Origin of the sequence: Klenkia soli (assembly GCF_900103975.1) — a bacterium.
GTDB classification, from domain to species: domain Bacteria; phylum Actinomycetota; class Actinomycetes; order Mycobacteriales; family Geodermatophilaceae; genus Klenkia; species Klenkia soli.
The window spans coordinates 59,727-74,816 of the sequence record NZ_FNIR01000004.1 but is presented as its reverse complement, the minus strand read 5'-3'; the positions used below and the strand labels follow the sequence as shown (position 1 = coordinate 74,816).

Genomic DNA, 15,090 nt, shown 5'->3' with positions numbered 1-15,090 from the left:
ACGGGGGTCCGACAGGACGGCGGCCGGTCAGGGTTCCTCGGGCCACCGCACCGCGGCGAGGTCGACGCGCTGCCGGCGGACCGGCACGCCCTCGGCGGCCAGCAGCTCGAGCTGGCGGGCCCGCACCGGTTCGGCGGCGCTGCCGTCGGCCCGCACCACGCGGTACCAGGGCACTGCGGCACCGCCCTGGGACAGCGCGCGGGCGACTCGTCGGGGTCCTACCCCGACGAGCCGCCCGACGGCGCCGTACGTGCTGACCCGCCCGACCGGGATGGACTCGACGACGTCGAACACCGCCTCGTCGACGTCCTCCGCCGGCCGGGACACCTGCTGCGGGTCAGTTGTAGTTGCTGTTGGCCTGCCACCACTGGTACAGCGAGGCGACGTCGGCCTGCGTGGTGCCGGGGGCCAGGACGTAGCCCTCGATCAGGTACTGGTCGTCGGTCCAGACGATGATCACCCCGTCGGTGGTCAGCGCGCAGCCCACCTGCCCGGTCTGGCTCTGGTCGTCGGTGGACCACGGGAAGAAACCGGTCGCGGTGGTGCAGTCCTGGTCGGGGCCCAGCTCGGTCAGCCCGCCGGTCGCGACGTCGGCGGCGAACACCTGGTCCATCGTCGACTGGTCCGGGTACCCGTAGAACGTCGCCTGCTGGGGGCCGGGCTGGGTGATGGCGCTGCCGCACGCGGCCGCGGCGAGGTCGCCGTCGCCGGCGAGGTCGGTCGACTCGCAGTCGGTGAAGTCGCTGGGCAGCGTGGCCAGGAACTCCTCGTCCAGCCCGCCCGAGCTGCTGGTGGACGACGACGAGGAGCTGCTGGAGGACGAGGAGGACGACGACGAGCTGGCCGACGACGAGGTCGTGGTGGCCGACGTGGTCGTGGGGTCCGCGGTGGTGTCGGAGTCGTCACCCCCGAGGGTGAGGAACAGGGTCACCCCGACCGCGATGACGACGACCAGCGCGGCCACCCCGGCGATGATGAGGTTCTTGTTGCCCCCGCCGGACCCCTGCGGCGGCCCGCCGTACGGTCCGCCCGGTCCCCCGGGGCCGCTCGGTCCCCCGGGGCCGCCCGGCCCGCCGTAGGAGGGTGCGCCGAAGCCTCCGGGGCCCTGGGGCTGACCGTAGCCGGGGGCACCGAACTGCTGGGTGGGCGGCGGACCCTGCTGACCGGGACCCGGCTGACCCGGCTGACCGGGCTGCCCGTACTGCTGGGTCGGCTGCTGGCCGCCCCACCCGCCCTGCTGGCCCGGGCCCTGCTGGCCGAGGACCTCGGTCGGCTGCTCGCCCGCCGGGGGCTGCTGGCCGTACGGCGGCTGCCCGCCCGACGGAGGGTTGCCGTAGGGCGGCTGGCCCTGGGGGGGCTGACTCATGGGTACGACCTCCAGCTGACTGCGGACTGTGCCGCACCGGATCGTAGGGCGCGGAACGGGGACGGGCGCACCGAGCAGGTCACGGAACGATCACGCTCGGCGGCCGAACGCGGCCAGCAGCCGGGTCAGCGGATCGGCGTCCGGGCCGACCTCGAGCGGCGGGGCGACGAGGCCCGGGATGCCGTCGGGACCCAGCCTGCGGGCGGCGTAGGTCAGCCCCGCCTCGACGAGCGCGTCGTCCGGGCGGGGGTCGGCGCCGACGGCGCGGGCGAGGTCCCAGGTGTGCACGGTGAGGTCGACGGTCAGCTCGGCGAGGTAGTCGGCGGCCGGGGTGGGGCCGGCGGACAGCAGGACCGTCCGGACGGCGTCGGGGCGGACCCAGGCGGTGAGCGCGGCGTCCGCCGCCGCCTCCCAGGAGCCGAGCGGGTCGCCCGCCACCAGCAGCTCGGTGTCGGTGGGCACCTGGTCGCCGACGGCCTCGCCGGCCAGCAGCACGGGCACCCACAGCTGCTCGCCGATCAGGTGCGCGACCAGGTCGGCGACGTCCCAACCCGGCAGCGCCACGGCGTCCCACTGCTCGCGCTCGACCGCGTCTACCCGGTCGGTGAACCCGGCCTGGGCCCGTTGGAACAGCTCCACCCCCTGCGCATCCATGCGCCCATGGTGACGGGACGGAACGGCCCCCTCGCAGGGCCCCGGGCCGCGCGGAGGTGACGGGATGGAACGGCCCCCTCCCAGGGCTCCGGGCCGCGCGGAGGTGACGGGATGGAACGGCCCCGTCGCAGGGCCCCGGGCCGCGCGGAGGTGACGGGATGGAACGGCCCCCTCGCAGGGCCCCGGGCCGCGCGGAGCGTGGCCCGGGGGGCGAGGGGGTCCTTCTAGTAGGTGGGCAGGGCCTTGTCGATGCGGGTGGCCCAGGCGGTCACGCCGCCCTGCACGTGGACGGCGTCCTTGAACCCGGCCGCCTTCACCGCGGCCAGGGCCTCGGCCGAGCGGACCCCGGTCTTGCAGTGCAGCACGATCGGCTTGTCCTGGGGCAGCGAGGACAGCGCGCGGCCGGAGAGGATCTCGTCCTTGGGCACCAGGCGGGCACCCGGGATGGAGACGATCTCGTACTCGTTGGGCTCACGGACGTCGATCAGCTCGAAGTCCTTGCCGGCGTCCATCATGTCCTTGAGCTCGTCGACGGTGATCGTCGAGCCGGCGGCGGCCTCCTGGGCCTCCTCGCTGACCACGCCGCAGAAGGCCTCGTAGTCGATCAGACCGGTGATGGGCTCGGCCTCGGGGTCCTTGCGGATCTTGATGGTGCGGAAGGTCATCTCGAGGGCGTCGTAGACCATCAGCCGGCCCAGCAGGGTGTCGCCGATGCCGGTGATCAACTTGACCGCCTCGGTCGCCTGGATGGCGCCGATGGTCGCGCAGAGCACGCCCAGCACGCCGCCCTCGGCGCAGGAGGGCACCATGCCCGGCGGCGGCGGCACCGGGTAGAGGTCGCGGTAGTTCGGGCCGTGCTCGGCCCAGAACACCGACACCTGGCCGTCGAAGCGGTAGATCGAGCCCCAGACGTAGGGCTTGCCCAGCAGCACGCAGGCGTCGTTGACCAGGTACCGGGTGGCGAAGTTGTCGGTGCCGTCCACGATGAGGTCGTAGTCGGCGAAGATCTCCTCGACGTTCGAGGAGTCCAACCGGGTCTCGTGCAGCCGGACGTCGATCAGCGGGTTGATCTCCTTGATCGAGTCGCGCGCGCTCTCGGCCTTGGACCGGCCGACGTCGGACTGGCCGTGGATGATCTGGCGCTGCAGGTTGGACTCGTCGACGGTGTCGAACTCGACGATGCCCAGGGTGCCGACACCGGCCGCGGCCAGGTACATCAGCACCGGCGAACCGAGCCCACCGGCGCCGACGGCGAGCACCTTGGCGTTCTTCAGGCGCTTCTGCCCGTCCATCCCGACGTCGGGGATGATCAGGTGACGGCTGTAGCGGCGGACCTCGTCGACGGACAGGTCGGCGGCGGGCTCCACCAGGGGTGGCAACGACACGTCGGGCTCCTTGCGTGCGGGGTAGAGCAGCTGGGTACGGCGTCCTCACGAGCCCCAACAGCCTGCCAGCCGCCCCTCTTCCCGCTAGGCCGGGTAGGGCCAGGCGTTCTTCCGGCAGCCCTCGAGCCCCAGGGTCTGCTGCTGCATGACCGGGGCGAGCTCGCCCGGGCCGGGGCAGGGCTGGTGGCCGTTGCCCAGGGCGTGGCCGACCTCGTGGTTGACGACGTACTCGCGGTAGGTGGCGATGTCGCCCTCGTAGTCGGGGACCGCGGTCTCCCAGCGCGCGAGGTTGATCACGGCGCGCTCGCCGTACCGGCAAGAGGTGTACCCACCGGTGCCCACCCCGGGGCAGTAGGTCTCCATGCTGCCCGGGCTCACCAGGCTGACGCGGAAGTCGTAGTCGCCGGCCGCGGCCTCGGCCGCCCCGACCCGCTGGAAGCTCATCGCCCCGTCGTGACCCCACGAGCGGGGGTCGCCGAGGGTGGCCTCGACCGCGGCGGCGAAGGTCGGCCCGTCCATGCCGATGCCGTCCTCGACTTCGACGACGAACCGTTCGAGCGGTCCGGCGCCGTAGACCGCCGAGGTGCCGTCGACCACGGTGACCGTGCCGGCGCCGGTCTCCACGTAGCTGGCCGCCCCGGTGGTGGGGGCCAGGTCGGTGGGGTTGGCGTCGCCCTGGGCGGGCGCGGGCTCGGCGGTCGCGGTCGCGGTCGCGGTCGTCGTCGGGGCCGAGGTCGACGCGACCGCCGCGGCCGGGGCGGCCGGCTCGGCCTGCCCGGTGCCGGTGACCGCGACGTCGACCAGGGCCAGCACGGTCAGGACGGCGAGCACGGGCAGCGCGTAGGCCCGCCACCCCCACCGCCGGGCGAACCGGTCGAAGCGGGCCGCCCCGGACGGCGCCGCCGAGGACCGCCGGCCGACCGGGTCGCGGCGGGCCACCAGGGGCCCCGAGGTGGTGCGCAACCCGGTGCCGGGGACGGGCCGCGGCAGCGGGTCGGGGGCGGGCGGGAAGGTGCTGCGGGACCGCGACCGGGTGCGCGGGCCGACCAACGGCGGCACCGGCGGCAGCGCGGGCGGCCGCCCCGTCGACCCCGGTCGGGACGGGCCCGGGGGCACGTCGGCACCGGGGCCCGGGGAATCCACGCCGGTCAGGTTCTCACGGGCCGCCGGCCGCACGACCCCGCGCGGGGTCCGCGGGCAGGCGTGTCGGACCGTCCCGTCGCAGCTGTCACCCCCGCCACCGGCCCCTCACCGGTCGGCCTCCTCCAGCATCGCCAGGACGGCCCGGGCGGTGTCCTCGGGGGCCTCCATCATCGCGACGTGCCCGACGCCGGCCTGCACCTGCAGCCGCGCGTCGGGGAGCGCCCCCGCCAGCCGGGGCGCCAGGCGCGGGTCGACCAGCTTGTCCTGGTCGCCCCACACCACCAGCGCCGGCGCCCGCACCGCCTGGGCGGCCCGCCACGCGTTGCCGCGGCCGACCCGGAGGTAGGAGGTCATCAGGCCCCGCATGCTGCGGGTGAGCGCCCGACCGGCCCAGGCCTGCTCGTCGCGCAGCCGCATCTCGGCGACCGCCTCGGCCATGCGCTCGTCCGGGACCCGACCGGGGTCGCCGAAGCACATCTCCAGCGTCATCCGGACGCGGTCCTCGGGGGCCCCGAGGCGGATCCGCTTCTCGGCCAGGCTCGGCACGCCCGGGAGCAGCAGCAGCGCGATCGCCCGGTCGAAGGCCGGCGGGACCCGGTAGACCGGCATGGCCGGGGAGATCAGCGTGAGGGTGGCCACCAGGTCGGGACGCCGCACGGCCACCAGCAGGCTGACCAGGCCCCCGAGGGAGTTGCCGACCAGGTGCACCGGTTCGCCGCGGCCGGCACCGGGCCGGCCGGCGACGTCGGCGAGCACGGCCTCGACCGCCTGCACGTGCCGGGCGATGGAGTAGCCGCCGTCCGAGGGCGGCTCGGAGCGGCCGAACCCGGGCAGGTCCAGCGCATAGCCCTCGAGCCGTACGGCCAGCAGGCCGGCGAGGTCGGTCCAGTTGGTCGAGGCCCCGCCGAGGCCGTGCACGTAGAGGCCCCGCCCGGCCGGGACGTCGCCCGCACCGGCGTAGGGCGTGTGCCGGAGGTAGACGGTGCCGCCGTCGGCCGGCACCTGCTCACCGGGCCACGGCGACCACGGCCCGGTGTCCGCCGGCAGCCGGGCAGCGGACCGTCCGGCCGGTCGGTGGTCCCCGGTGGTGGTCCCGGTGCGGGTGGGCGCAGGGGCCGGGCGGACGTCGTGCACCCGCGCGACGGTAGACCACCACCGCCTCCGGACCACGCCCGGACGAACTCGTCGGTAACATCTGCCGGGCCATGCAGCCCTCCCGTGGAACCGCACCCGCCGACGACCCCGCTCGTCGCACCTCCCGCCTGCCCCGGGGGGCGCGACGCCTCCAGCTGCTCCGCGCCGCGCAGGAGGTCTTCGTCGCCCAGGGGTTCCACGCCGCGGCCATGGACGACATCGCCGTGGCGGCCGGGGTGAGCAAGCCGGTGCTCTACCAGCACTTCCCGGGCAAGCGCGAGCTCTACCTGGCCCTGCTGGAGCAGCAGGTCGGCGAGCTGACCGAACGCATGCGGGCCGCCATGAGCGGCACCGACGACAACCGCACGCGCGTGGACGGCGCCGTCGGGGCGTACTTCGACTTCGTCGACGCCGACGGCGAGGCGTTCCGGCTGGTGTTCGAGTCCGACCTCCGCAACGACGACGAGGTCCGCCGCATCGTCGACGCCGGCACCCGCGGGTGCGTCGAGGCGATCGCCGAGGTCATCGCCGCCGACACCGGGGTCGACCACGAGCGCGCCCTGCTGCTGGCCTCCGGCATGACCGGGTTGGCCGAGACCAGCGCCCGGTGGTGGCTGCCCCGCAAGGGCACCGTGACCCGCGACGAGGCCGTCGCGCTGATGAGCTCGCTGGCCTGGCGCGGCATCTCCGGCTTCCCGCGGCTGGGCGACGCGGACCACCCCTCCCCCTCCTGAGCGTTCGCTGTCGGCGCACCCCGACGCCGCACCCGGGCCCCGCGGCTCGGCTAGCGTCGTGGCGCAGCAGCCAGAGCGGCCGCCAGACCTGAGGAGGCATCTCCAGCGTGGAAGTCAAGATCGGTGTCCAACACTCCCCCCGCGAGCTGGTCATCGACAGCCCGAAGACCCCCGACGAGATCGCGGCCGAGGTCTCCAAGGCCATGACCGGCTCGAAGGACGGGCTGCTGACCCTGGTCGACGACCGCGGTCGCCGGATCGTCGTCCCGACCGACCGGATCGCCTACGTCGAGATCGCCGAGGCCGACACCCGCCGCGTCGGCTTCATCGCCAGCGGGCAGTAGCACTGCGATCCTCCGGATCGCACCGCGGCCAACGGCCGTCCCCCTGGGGCGACGAGCGCGTCCGTGGTCGTCCGGGAGGAGGTCTCCGACCTCCGTCCCGGGCGACCACCGTGCCTGTGCCGTCCCCGGCTCAGCCCTTCACCCGTTCAAGCCCAACGCTTCCATGCGTGCCGAGTGCGCCGTCGTCAGTCTGCCCAGGAGCTCGGCGATGCCGTTGAGGTCGCCGGTGCCGGAGATGAGCAGGTCGGCCAGCTCGTCGCGCTCGGCGATGACCGCCTGCGACTGGGTCATGGCCTCGCCGACCAGCCGGCGGGCCCACAGCGCCAGCCGGCCGCCCACCCGTCGGTCCTCGGCGATCGCCGCCCGCACCTCGCGCACGGCGAAGTCGGCGTGCCCGGTGTCGGCCAGCACCTCGAGCACCAGGCCCCGGTCGGGCTCGGGCAGGAACGCAGCCACCTCGCGGTAGAAGTCGGTGGCCAGGCCGTCGCCGACGTAGGCCTTGACCAACCCCTCGAGCCAGGTGCCGGCCCGGGTGGAGTCGTGGAAGGCGTCCAGCGGCGCCACGAAGGGGGCCATGGCGTCGGCCGGGGCGACCCCCAGCTCGCGCAGCCGCTCGTCCAACCGCTGGTGGTGGGCGATCTCGGCCGCGGCCATGCGGGCCAGCGCCGCCCGGCCGTCCAGGGTGGGGGCCAGCCGGGCGTCCTCGGCCAACCGGTCGAAGGCGGTCAGCTCGGCGTAGGCGAGCACGCCCAGCAGGTCGACGACGGCCGGGCCGACCTCGTTCGGGGCACTCACCGGGGTACCTCCTCGACTGCGGTCACCGACCCCGGCAGGGGGTCGGGGGTACCCGCGACCTGCCGCGGGACCTGCACGGACCGTATCCCGCGCTAGGATGACGGCGGCGGGCCGCACGGCTCGCTCTCCGTGTGCGCTGATGACCGCTGGACGACGACCGCCGGGACCCTGGACGCGAACCTGCTCCAGCGGCACCACGGTCGGTCTCCCGGGTGAGTCTGCCCCACGACGCCCGGTCTGCTGGCCGCGTCGGCGCTGGAACTGATCGCAGCACCCCCGACCGGGGCCCGCGACGGGTCGGCGACACCGACCGCACCGCAGCCCCCCTCCAGACCGAGGCGAGAGCACTGACCACGAGCCACACCCCCCTGTCCGATCCGCAGACCCCCGAGGTCGACCACGCCGAGACCGGCGCTCCCGCACCCGAGCAGGTGGTCGAGGAGATCGACGCGCTCGGCGGCGCCCCGGTGCCCCCCGACGCCCCGCTGTTCAGCGACTTCGACGTGCACCCCGACATCGTCGCGGCGCTGGCCGACAACGGCATCACCCGCACCTTCGCCATCCAGGAGCTGACCCTCCCGCTCGCCCTGGCCGGCAACGACCTGATCGGCCAGGCGCGCACCGGCACCGGCAAGACGCTGGGCTTCGGCGTCCCCCTGCTGCAGCGGGTCACCCCGCCCTCCGAGGGTGCCGACGGCGTCCCGCAGGCGCTGGTCGTCGTCCCCACCCGCGAGCTGTGCGTGCAGGTCTCCCGCGACCTCGCCGCCGCCGGCGCGAAGCGCGGCATCCGCGTGCAGGCCATCTACGGCGGCCGGGCCTTCGAGCCGCAGGTGTCCGCGCTGCAGACCGGCGTCGAGGTCGTCGTCGGCACGCCGGGCCGGCTGCTCGACCTCGCCCAGCAGGGTCACCTGATCCTGGGCAAGGTGCGCGGCCTGGTGCTCGACGAGGCCGACGAGATGCTGGACCTGGGCTTCCTGCCCGACATCGAGCGGATCCTGGCGATGGTCCCCGACCAGCGGCAGACCATGCTGTTCTCGGCCACGATGCCCGGCCCGATCGTCACCCTGTCCCGGTCGTTCATGACCCAGCCGACCCACATCCGGGCGCACGGCAACGACGAGGGCTCGACGGTCCCGCAGACCACCCAGTTCATCTACCGCGCGCACAACCTGGACAAGCCCGAGCTGCTGTCCCGCGTGCTGCAGTCCCGCGACCGCGGCCTGGTCATGGTCTTCTGCCGCACCAAGCGCACCGCCCAGAAGGTCGCCGACGAGCTGGTCGACCGCGGGTTCGCCGCGGCCGCGGTGCACGGCGACCTGGGCCAGGGCGCCCGCGAGCAGGCCCTGCGCGCCTTCCGCGCCGGCAAGGTCGACGTCCTGGTCGCCACCGACGTCGCCGCCCGCGGCATCGACGTCACCGGCGTCAGCCACGTCGTGAACTACCAGTGCCCCGAGGACGAGAAGACCTACGTGCACCGCATCGGCCGCACCGGCCGTGCGGGCAGCACCGGTGTCGCCGTCACCCTGGTCGACTGGGACGACATCCCCCGCTGGCAGCTGATCAACAAGGCGCTGGACCTGGACTTCGCCGACCCGCCGGAGACCTACTCCACCTCGCCGTGGGTCTACACCGACCTGGACGTGCCGACCACGGCGACCGGTCGGCTGCCCCGCGCCCAGCGCACCCGCGAGGGCCTGGGCGCCGAGACCCTCGAGGACCTCGGCGAGACCGGCAAGCGCCAGAAGACCGGTGGGCGTGACGGCGGACGCGGCGACCGTGACCGCGGCGCCGACCGGGGCGGGCGTTCGGGCCCGGGCCGGGAGGCCGCCGCCGAGGACGAGCCGACCACCGTCGGCCCGCCCAAGAGCCGTCCCCGGCGCCGGACCCGGGGCAACGGCGAGGCCGCAGCCGGTGCGGCTGCCGCCGCCGACGGTCCGGGCGCCGCGCCCGCGACCGGTGGAGCAGCCGCCGAGGGCGACGGCACCCCGCGTCCGCGTCGCCGGCGTCGGCGCGGCGGCTCCGGCCGCAGCGGGGGCGGCGAGCCCGCCGCCTCGTGACGGGGCCGCGGCACGGGTCGGGCACCATCTCGGTGTGAGCCGCCTACGTCGCCCGCCCGCCCGGGTCTGGGTGTGGACGGCGGCCACCCTCGTGGTGGTCGCCGTCGCCGTGCTGGCCTGGCGGGGCTCCGACGCGGCCGCGACCTCCAGCACCACCGCGGAGGCCGCGGTGCCGGGTGCCGGGTCGCCGGCCGCGCAGGTCTCGCAGGTCTGGGACGCCCCGCTGGACGGACCGCCCGCGGCCGTGCAGTCCGGCCGGGTCGTGGTGCCGACCGCGGACGGCGTGTCGGTGCTCGACCCGGCCACCGGGGACGAGGCCTGGCACTACACCCGCACGGGCGCCCGGCTGTGCGGGTCCACCTCGGTGGACGACGTCGTGGTCGTGCTGTTCTCCACCGGCGGGCGGTGCAACGAGCTCACCGCCCTGCGCGCCGCGACCGGCGAGCGCCTCTGGTACCGGTCGGTCGGCTTCCGCCCCGACGCGACCTTGAGCAGCACCGACCGCATCGTGCTGGCGAGCAGCCCGACCGGGCTGGCCACCGTCGACCCGGTCGGCAACAACGTCCGCTGGCACCACGCCGCCCCCGCGGGCTGCCGGCTGACCTCCGCCGAGGCCGGCAGCACCGGCGTCGCCGCCGTCCAGGAGTGCCGCGACGGCAGCTCCCAGGTCGTGCTGCTCGACGGGTTCGACGGCACGCAGCTGTGGAGCCGCGACCTCGGCGGGGACCCGGCCCGGGTGGTGGGCGCCGACCGGCTGGTCGACGTCGTCGTCGGCGACCAGCTCGAGGTGCTGTCCCAGGCCGACGGGACGACGCTGCAGGCCCTCGCGCTGGCTCCGGGCGCCGCGGACGGACCGCTGCTGCAGACCGGTGCGGACACGACGGCGCTGGTGTGGGCCGGCGGCACCGCCTCCGCGCTCGACGCCACCACCGGCGCCGTCCGCTGGTCGGTCCCGGGCCTCGGGCTGCCCGCACCGGCCGACGACAAGGCCGACCCCGGCACCGTCGTCGTGCCCGAGGAGGGCGCCTTCGTGACCCGGGACCTCGCCACCGGCGCCGAGGTGTCCCGGTCCACCACCGCCGACGACGTGCCCGCGGGCGGCCGCACCGCCCTGGTCGGGTCCACCGTCGTGGTGACGACGACCGACGCGGTCGCCGCCTACCGCTGACCCGGCCGGGAGCACCACCCGTCCCCCCTGAGGGCGCGGCCAGCAGCGCGGAGCCCTGCGGGCGCGTCTAATGGTGGTCATGCTCCCCGGCGGCTCCGAACGCAGCGCACCCGACGACCTGCGGCAGCTCACCCCGCACCACGCCACCCGCACCCGGTTCGCCGGCCGCACCGGGCCCCTCGCGGCCCTCGACACGGGGCCCGGCCCCCGCGGCACGATCCTGCTGGTGGCCGGGTTCACCGGGTCCAAGGAGGACTTCGCGCCGTTGCTGGATCCGGTGGCCGCCGCCGGGTGGCGGGTCGTCGCGATCGACCAGCGGGGCCAGTTCGAGTCCCCCGGGCCCGACGACGAGGCCGCCTACACCGTCGACCAGCTCGCCGCCGACGTCCTCGCCGTGGCCACCGAGCTGCACGGCACCGGCCCGCTGCACCTGCTGGGCCACAGCTTCGGCGGGATCGTCGCCCGCGCCGCGGTCCTCGCCGACCCGGGCACCTTCGCCTCGCTGACCCTGCTCGGCAGCGGCCCGGTCGGGCTGACCGGCCCGCGCGCCGACCTGCTGGACCACCTCGCCCCGCTGCTGGCCGCCGGTGGCGTCCCCCTGGTGCACCGCACGCTCGAGGAGCTCGCGCTCACCGACCCGCTCGCCGCCGCCGTCCCCGCACCGGTGCGGGAGTTCCTGGCCCGCCGGTTCCTGGCCAACGACGCGGCCGGGCTGACCGGCATGGCCGCGGCCATGACCGGCGAGCCCGACCGGGTCGCCGAGCTGCGGGCCACCGGGGTGCCGGTGCTGGTCGCCCACGGGGTCGACGACGACGCCTGGACCCCCGCCGCCCAGGAGGACATGGCGCACCGCCTCGGCGCCCAGCACGAGGTGATCGGCGGCTCGGTGCACTCCCCCGCCATCGAGCAGCCCGTCCGCACCGTCGAGCTGCTGACCGGTTTCTGGGCCGGCGTCCCGGCCGGGGTCGACGCATGAGCGGCACGTCGGCCCGGGACTTCACCCCGGCCGAGGACCTCGCCGGGTTCTTCGGGCCCGACTCGGTGACCTGGCGCATCCACGCCGACCCCAGCTTCTCCGTCGGCGGCATCCGGGCCCTCCTGCTGCAGGCCCTGCACCCGGTCGCGATGGGGGGCGTCCACCGGTTCTCCGAGGGGTTCACCCACGAGCCCTGGGCCCGGTTGACCCGCACCGCCGAGTACGTCGCCACCCTGACCTTCGGCACCCGTCGCGACGCCCTGCGCGCCGTCCGCCGGGTGCGGGGCATGCACCGCGGCAAGTCCGACACCGAGCCGACCACCGGGCGCGCCTACTCCGTCGACGACCCCGACCTGCTGCTGTGGGTGCACGCCTGCGAGGTCGACTCGCTGCTGTCGGTGGCCCGCCGCTCCGGGGTCCCGCTCACCGACGCCGACGCCGACGCGTACGTGGCCGAGCAGGCCGTGGCGGCCGAGCTGATCGGGTGCGAGCCCGCCGACGTGCCGCGCTCGGTGACCGACCTGGCCGACTACTTCGACCGGGTCATGCCCGAGCTGGCGATGACCGGACCGGCGCGCGAGGCCGCACGCTTCGTCGTCGTCCCCCCGATGCCCGGGTGGGTGCAGCTGCTCACCCCGGCCCGGCCGGCCTGGGCCGGGCTGGCCTCGCTGGGTCTGGCCACCCTGCCGCGGTGGGCCCGGTCGATGTACGGGCTGCCGGGGCTGGCGATCACCGAACCGGCGACCACCGCCTCGCTGCGCGCCTTCCGGGCGACCACCCTGGCCGTGCCGCCCCGGGTGCGGGAGAACCCGACCCTGCGCGCGGCACGGAGAAGGACCCTGGTGCCCCCCACCCCTCGCTGACGCTCGGCGCGGGCCCCTGCACCAGGGCCGTTCCATCACGTCACCGGCAGGAAGCTCCACGGTTCGCGTGCCGGGGTGGCGGCCTGCCCGGTCGGGCAGGACCGGCGGAAGTCGCACCAGCCGCACTGCTGGCCGGGGACCGGCGGGAACGCCTCGTCGACGTCGGCGCCGTCGTCGCGGGCCTGGGTCGCCGCCGTGATGTCGGCGGCGACGTCCTCGGCCCGGCGGACGTGGTTGGCCAGCGACTTCTCGGTGTGCTCGAACGCCGCCACGGTGCCGCTGGGCAGGTGGTGCAGCTCGACCCGCGTGCAGGCCCGGCGCAGGGTGCGGCGCACGCCCAGCACGTACAGCGCCAGGGCCGGTGACCCCCGCGCCTCGTCGTCGGTGCTGGGGTGCCGGCCGGTCTTGTAGTCGACCACCACCAGCTCGTCGCCGCGGGCGTCGATCCGGTCGACCCGGCCGCTGACCGCCAGCCGCTCGGTGGTCGCCGCGACCTGGCGCTCGGTGCCCACGGGCTCGTCGGTGGGGTCCATCGTCGGCACGTAGTCGTCCAGCCACCCGGCCGCGCGGGCCCGCCAGGCGGCGGACTGCTCGTCGTCGGCGAAGCCGGTGGCCGACCAGTGCCCGTACAGCAGCTGCCGGGCCGCCCGCGGGGTGCGCTCGGGCACCGGCAGCTCCCACCACGAGCGCAGCGCGGCGTGCACCGCCGACCCGACCGTGTTGTGCGCCCACGGCGGGCCCTTGGGCGGGGTGGGCCGCTCCAGGTAGGCGAACCGGTAGCGCCGCGGGCAGTCGGAGAAGCTGGCCAGCTTGCTCGGCGTGGCGGGGAACAGCCTGCGGGGCATGCCGGGCATCTCGAGCTGTCCGGTCATGCCCGGCACCGTATCCCGCGGGTCCGACAGACCTCAGTCGGCGAACGGGACGCTGCCGGTGCCCGCCGCGACCAGTCGCTCGTACTGGTCGGGCCCGGTGGTGCAGGCCGCGATCGGGGTGCGCTTGTTGGTGCCGTGGTAGTCGCTGGAGCCGGTCACCAGCAGCCCGAGGTCGGCGGCCAGCCCGCGCAGGTGCGCCCGGTCGGCCGGGGCGTGGTCGGGGTGGTCGACCTCCAGCCCCAGCAGGCCCCCGTCGGCCATCGCGGCCAGCGCCTCGTCGCCGACCACCCGGCCGCGGGACCGGGCCAGCCCGTGCGCGAACACCGGCACCCCGCCGGCGGCCCGCACCAGCGCGATGCCGTCGAGCACGTCGGTGTCGGCCTTCGCCACGTAGTAGGGGCTGGTGTGGTGCAGCGGCCCGGCGAACGCCTCGTCCACCGACCCGACGACGCCGGCCTCGACCAGGGCGCGGGCCACGTGCGGTCGACCCACCACGCCACCGGCGCTGCGCTCGACGATCCCGTCCCACGACACGGCGTGCCCGTCGGCCACCAGGGCGGCCACGATCCGCTCGCCCCGGGTCAGCCGCTCGGCGCGCAGCCGGGCCCGCTCGGCCGCCAGCTCGGGGGCCGCCGGGTCGAACAGGTAGGCCAGCAGGTGCACGCTGATCGGCGCCCCCTGGGCGGGGAACCAGCGGCAGGACAGCTCCATGCCGGGCACCACGGTCAGCCCCGCCGGACGTGCCGCGCGGACGACGTCCCACCCGTCGGTGGTGTCGTGGTCGGTGAGGGCCACCACGTCCAGCCCGGCGGCGACCGCCGCGGCGAGCAGGTCGGCCGGGGACTCGGTGCCGTCGGACACGGCCGAGTGGGTGTGCAGGTCGATGCGCATCGGGTCCAGCCTGCCGCACCGGGTCAGCTGCTGCGCGTCGCCCGACCGCGCGGGTAGGCGCTGCGGAACCCCGGGATGGGGCCGGTGCTGTGCCGCTCCGGCGCGGCCGGCGCCGGCGTCCGCGGCTCGGGGCGTCGGGTCGGGTCCCCGCCCTCCTCGTCGTCCCCGCCGCCGCGGCCGGCGTCGCTGGGGAACAGCAGACCGCTGATGTCGTCGTAGATCTTCTTGGCGTCGGGCAGGTAGGTGATCTGGGACAGCGCCTGGTCCTGCCCGGCCGACTCGAACCGGAACCCGCCGTAGCCCAGCACCTGGCCGACCAGGGTCTCCTGGTAGGTCAGGTCGGTGATGCGGCGCAACGGCATCACCGCGACCTTGCGCACGAACACGCCCGAGCTCAGCAGCACCCGGCGCTTGGTGACCAGGAAGTGCCGGACCCACCACTCGCCGGCGGCCAACCCCAGGTAGCCCAGCGCGCCCAGGGCGATGGCCAGCCCGAGCAGCACGGTGAACCGGTTGTCCGGGTCCGCCGCCAGCACCCAGACCCCGGCCAGCAGCACGGGCACCCCGCGCACGGCCGGGCGCACCAGCGCGGCCCAGTGCCGACGCTGGTTGACCACCGCCTTCTCGCCGGGCAGCAGGTAGCGGCCGGCGTCCCGCCCGAGGGGCGCGGACGTCCGGGGACGCGTCATCGCCGTGCCACCGCCGGGC

The 15,090-nt window shown here is 75.7% G+C and carries 16 protein-coding genes; 6 read left to right on the top strand and 10 right to left on the bottom strand.

Annotation, left to right across the window (positions count from 1 at the left end; all coding sequences use genetic code 11):
- Positions 1-27: 27 nt before the first annotated feature.
- The 6 genes from BLS67_RS07155 to BLS67_RS07130 form a co-directional block, all read right to left on the bottom strand.
- On the bottom strand, positions 28-327 hold the full coding sequence (locus tag BLS67_RS07155; RefSeq protein WP_091242247.1) for an MGMT family protein: 300 nt from the start codon (positions 325-327) through the stop codon (positions 28-30).
- Between the two features lie 10 nt (positions 328-337).
- Positions 338-1,366 carry a hypothetical protein gene (locus BLS67_RS23715; protein ID WP_091242245.1) on the bottom strand — a complete coding sequence of 343 codons (1,029 nt, stop codon included), beginning with the start codon at positions 1,364-1,366 and terminating at the stop codon, positions 338-340.
- Between the two features lie 90 nt (positions 1,367-1,456).
- The gene (locus BLS67_RS07145) at positions 1,457-2,020 is read right to left on the bottom strand and encodes a TIGR03086 family metal-binding protein (RefSeq protein ID WP_091242242.1); all 564 of its coding nucleotides are present in this window, start codon (positions 2,018-2,020) and stop codon (positions 1,457-1,459) included.
- A 224-nt stretch (positions 2,021-2,244) separates the two neighbouring features.
- Positions 2,245-3,405, bottom strand: a complete 1,161-nt coding sequence (gene moeZ, locus BLS67_RS07140; protein WP_091242238.1) for an adenylyltransferase/sulfurtransferase MoeZ — start codon at positions 3,403-3,405, stop codon at positions 2,245-2,247.
- A gap of 84 nt (positions 3,406-3,489) precedes the next feature.
- On the bottom strand, positions 3,490-4,548 hold the full coding sequence (locus BLS67_RS07135; RefSeq protein WP_242653883.1) for a DUF3152 domain-containing protein: 1,059 nt from the start codon (positions 4,546-4,548) through the stop codon (positions 3,490-3,492).
- Positions 4,549-4,653: 105 nt separating this feature from the next.
- A complete protein-coding gene (locus BLS67_RS07130) occupies positions 4,654-5,682 on the bottom strand; it encodes an alpha/beta fold hydrolase (RefSeq protein WP_242653882.1) in 1,029 nt (342 codons plus the stop codon).
- Positions 5,683-5,753: 71 nt separating this feature from the next.
- Between BLS67_RS07130 and BLS67_RS07125 the strand changes: the two genes are divergently transcribed.
- Both BLS67_RS07125 and BLS67_RS07120 read left to right on the top strand, forming a co-directional pair.
- On the top strand, positions 5,754-6,416 hold the full coding sequence (locus BLS67_RS07125; protein WP_091242231.1) for a TetR/AcrR family transcriptional regulator: 663 nt from the start codon (positions 5,754-5,756) through the stop codon (positions 6,414-6,416).
- 107 nt (positions 6,417-6,523) lie between these two features.
- Positions 6,524-6,760: a DUF3107 domain-containing protein gene (locus BLS67_RS07120; protein WP_091242228.1), complete on the top strand. Its 237-nt coding sequence runs from the start codon at positions 6,524-6,526 to the stop codon at positions 6,758-6,760.
- Positions 6,761-6,898: 138 nt separating this feature from the next.
- Here the strand turns inward: BLS67_RS07120 and BLS67_RS07115 are convergent, their stop codons facing one another.
- The gene (locus tag BLS67_RS07115) at positions 6,899-7,555 is read right to left on the bottom strand and encodes a ferritin-like fold-containing protein (RefSeq protein ID WP_091242224.1); all 657 of its coding nucleotides are present in this window, start codon (positions 7,553-7,555) and stop codon (positions 6,899-6,901) included.
- Positions 7,556-7,767: 212 nt separating this feature from the next.
- On the opposite strand from BLS67_RS07115, the gene BLS67_RS07110 reads away from it, so the two are divergent.
- The 4 genes from BLS67_RS07110 (at position 7,768) to BLS67_RS07095 (ending at position 12,619) form a co-directional block, all read left to right on the top strand.
- Positions 7,768-9,612 (top strand): DEAD/DEAH box helicase, encoded by a 1,845-nt coding sequence (locus BLS67_RS07110; RefSeq protein ID WP_242653881.1) that lies wholly within the window; start codon positions 7,768-7,770, stop codon positions 9,610-9,612.
- A 34-nt stretch (positions 9,613-9,646) separates the two neighbouring features.
- A complete protein-coding gene (locus BLS67_RS07105; protein WP_091243029.1) occupies positions 9,647-10,780 on the top strand; it encodes an outer membrane protein assembly factor BamB family protein in 1,134 nt (377 codons plus the stop codon).
- A 79-nt stretch (positions 10,781-10,859) separates the two neighbouring features.
- The gene (locus BLS67_RS07100) at positions 10,860-11,756 is read left to right on the top strand and encodes an alpha/beta fold hydrolase (protein ID WP_242653880.1); all 897 of its coding nucleotides are present in this window, start codon (positions 10,860-10,862) and stop codon (positions 11,754-11,756) included.
- Complete coding sequence (locus BLS67_RS07095) at positions 11,753-12,619, top strand: oxygenase MpaB family protein (protein WP_091242214.1); 867 nt, start codon at positions 11,753-11,755, stop codon at positions 12,617-12,619. Before BLS67_RS07100 ends, BLS67_RS07095 begins: the two co-directional genes overlap by 4 nt.
- 35 nt (positions 12,620-12,654) lie before the next feature.
- On the opposite strand, the gene BLS67_RS07090 is transcribed toward BLS67_RS07095, so the two are convergent.
- The 3 genes from BLS67_RS07090 to BLS67_RS07080 are packed head-to-tail and all read right to left on the bottom strand — an operon-like array spanning position 12,655 to position 15,071.
- Positions 12,655-13,491, bottom strand: coding sequence for a RecB family exonuclease (locus tag BLS67_RS07090; RefSeq protein ID WP_091242210.1), 837 nt, complete (start codon positions 13,489-13,491; stop codon positions 12,655-12,657).
- Positions 13,492-13,524: 33 nt separating this feature from the next.
- On the bottom strand, positions 13,525-14,382 hold the full coding sequence (locus BLS67_RS07085) for a PHP domain-containing protein (protein WP_091242207.1): 858 nt from the start codon (positions 14,380-14,382) through the stop codon (positions 13,525-13,527).
- Positions 14,383-14,405: 23 nt separating this feature from the next.
- Positions 14,406-15,071 carry a PH domain-containing protein gene (locus tag BLS67_RS07080; protein ID WP_091242204.1) on the bottom strand — a complete coding sequence of 222 codons (666 nt, stop codon included), beginning with the start codon at positions 15,069-15,071 and terminating at the stop codon, positions 14,406-14,408.
- Between the last annotated feature and the right edge of the window lie 19 nt (positions 15,072-15,090).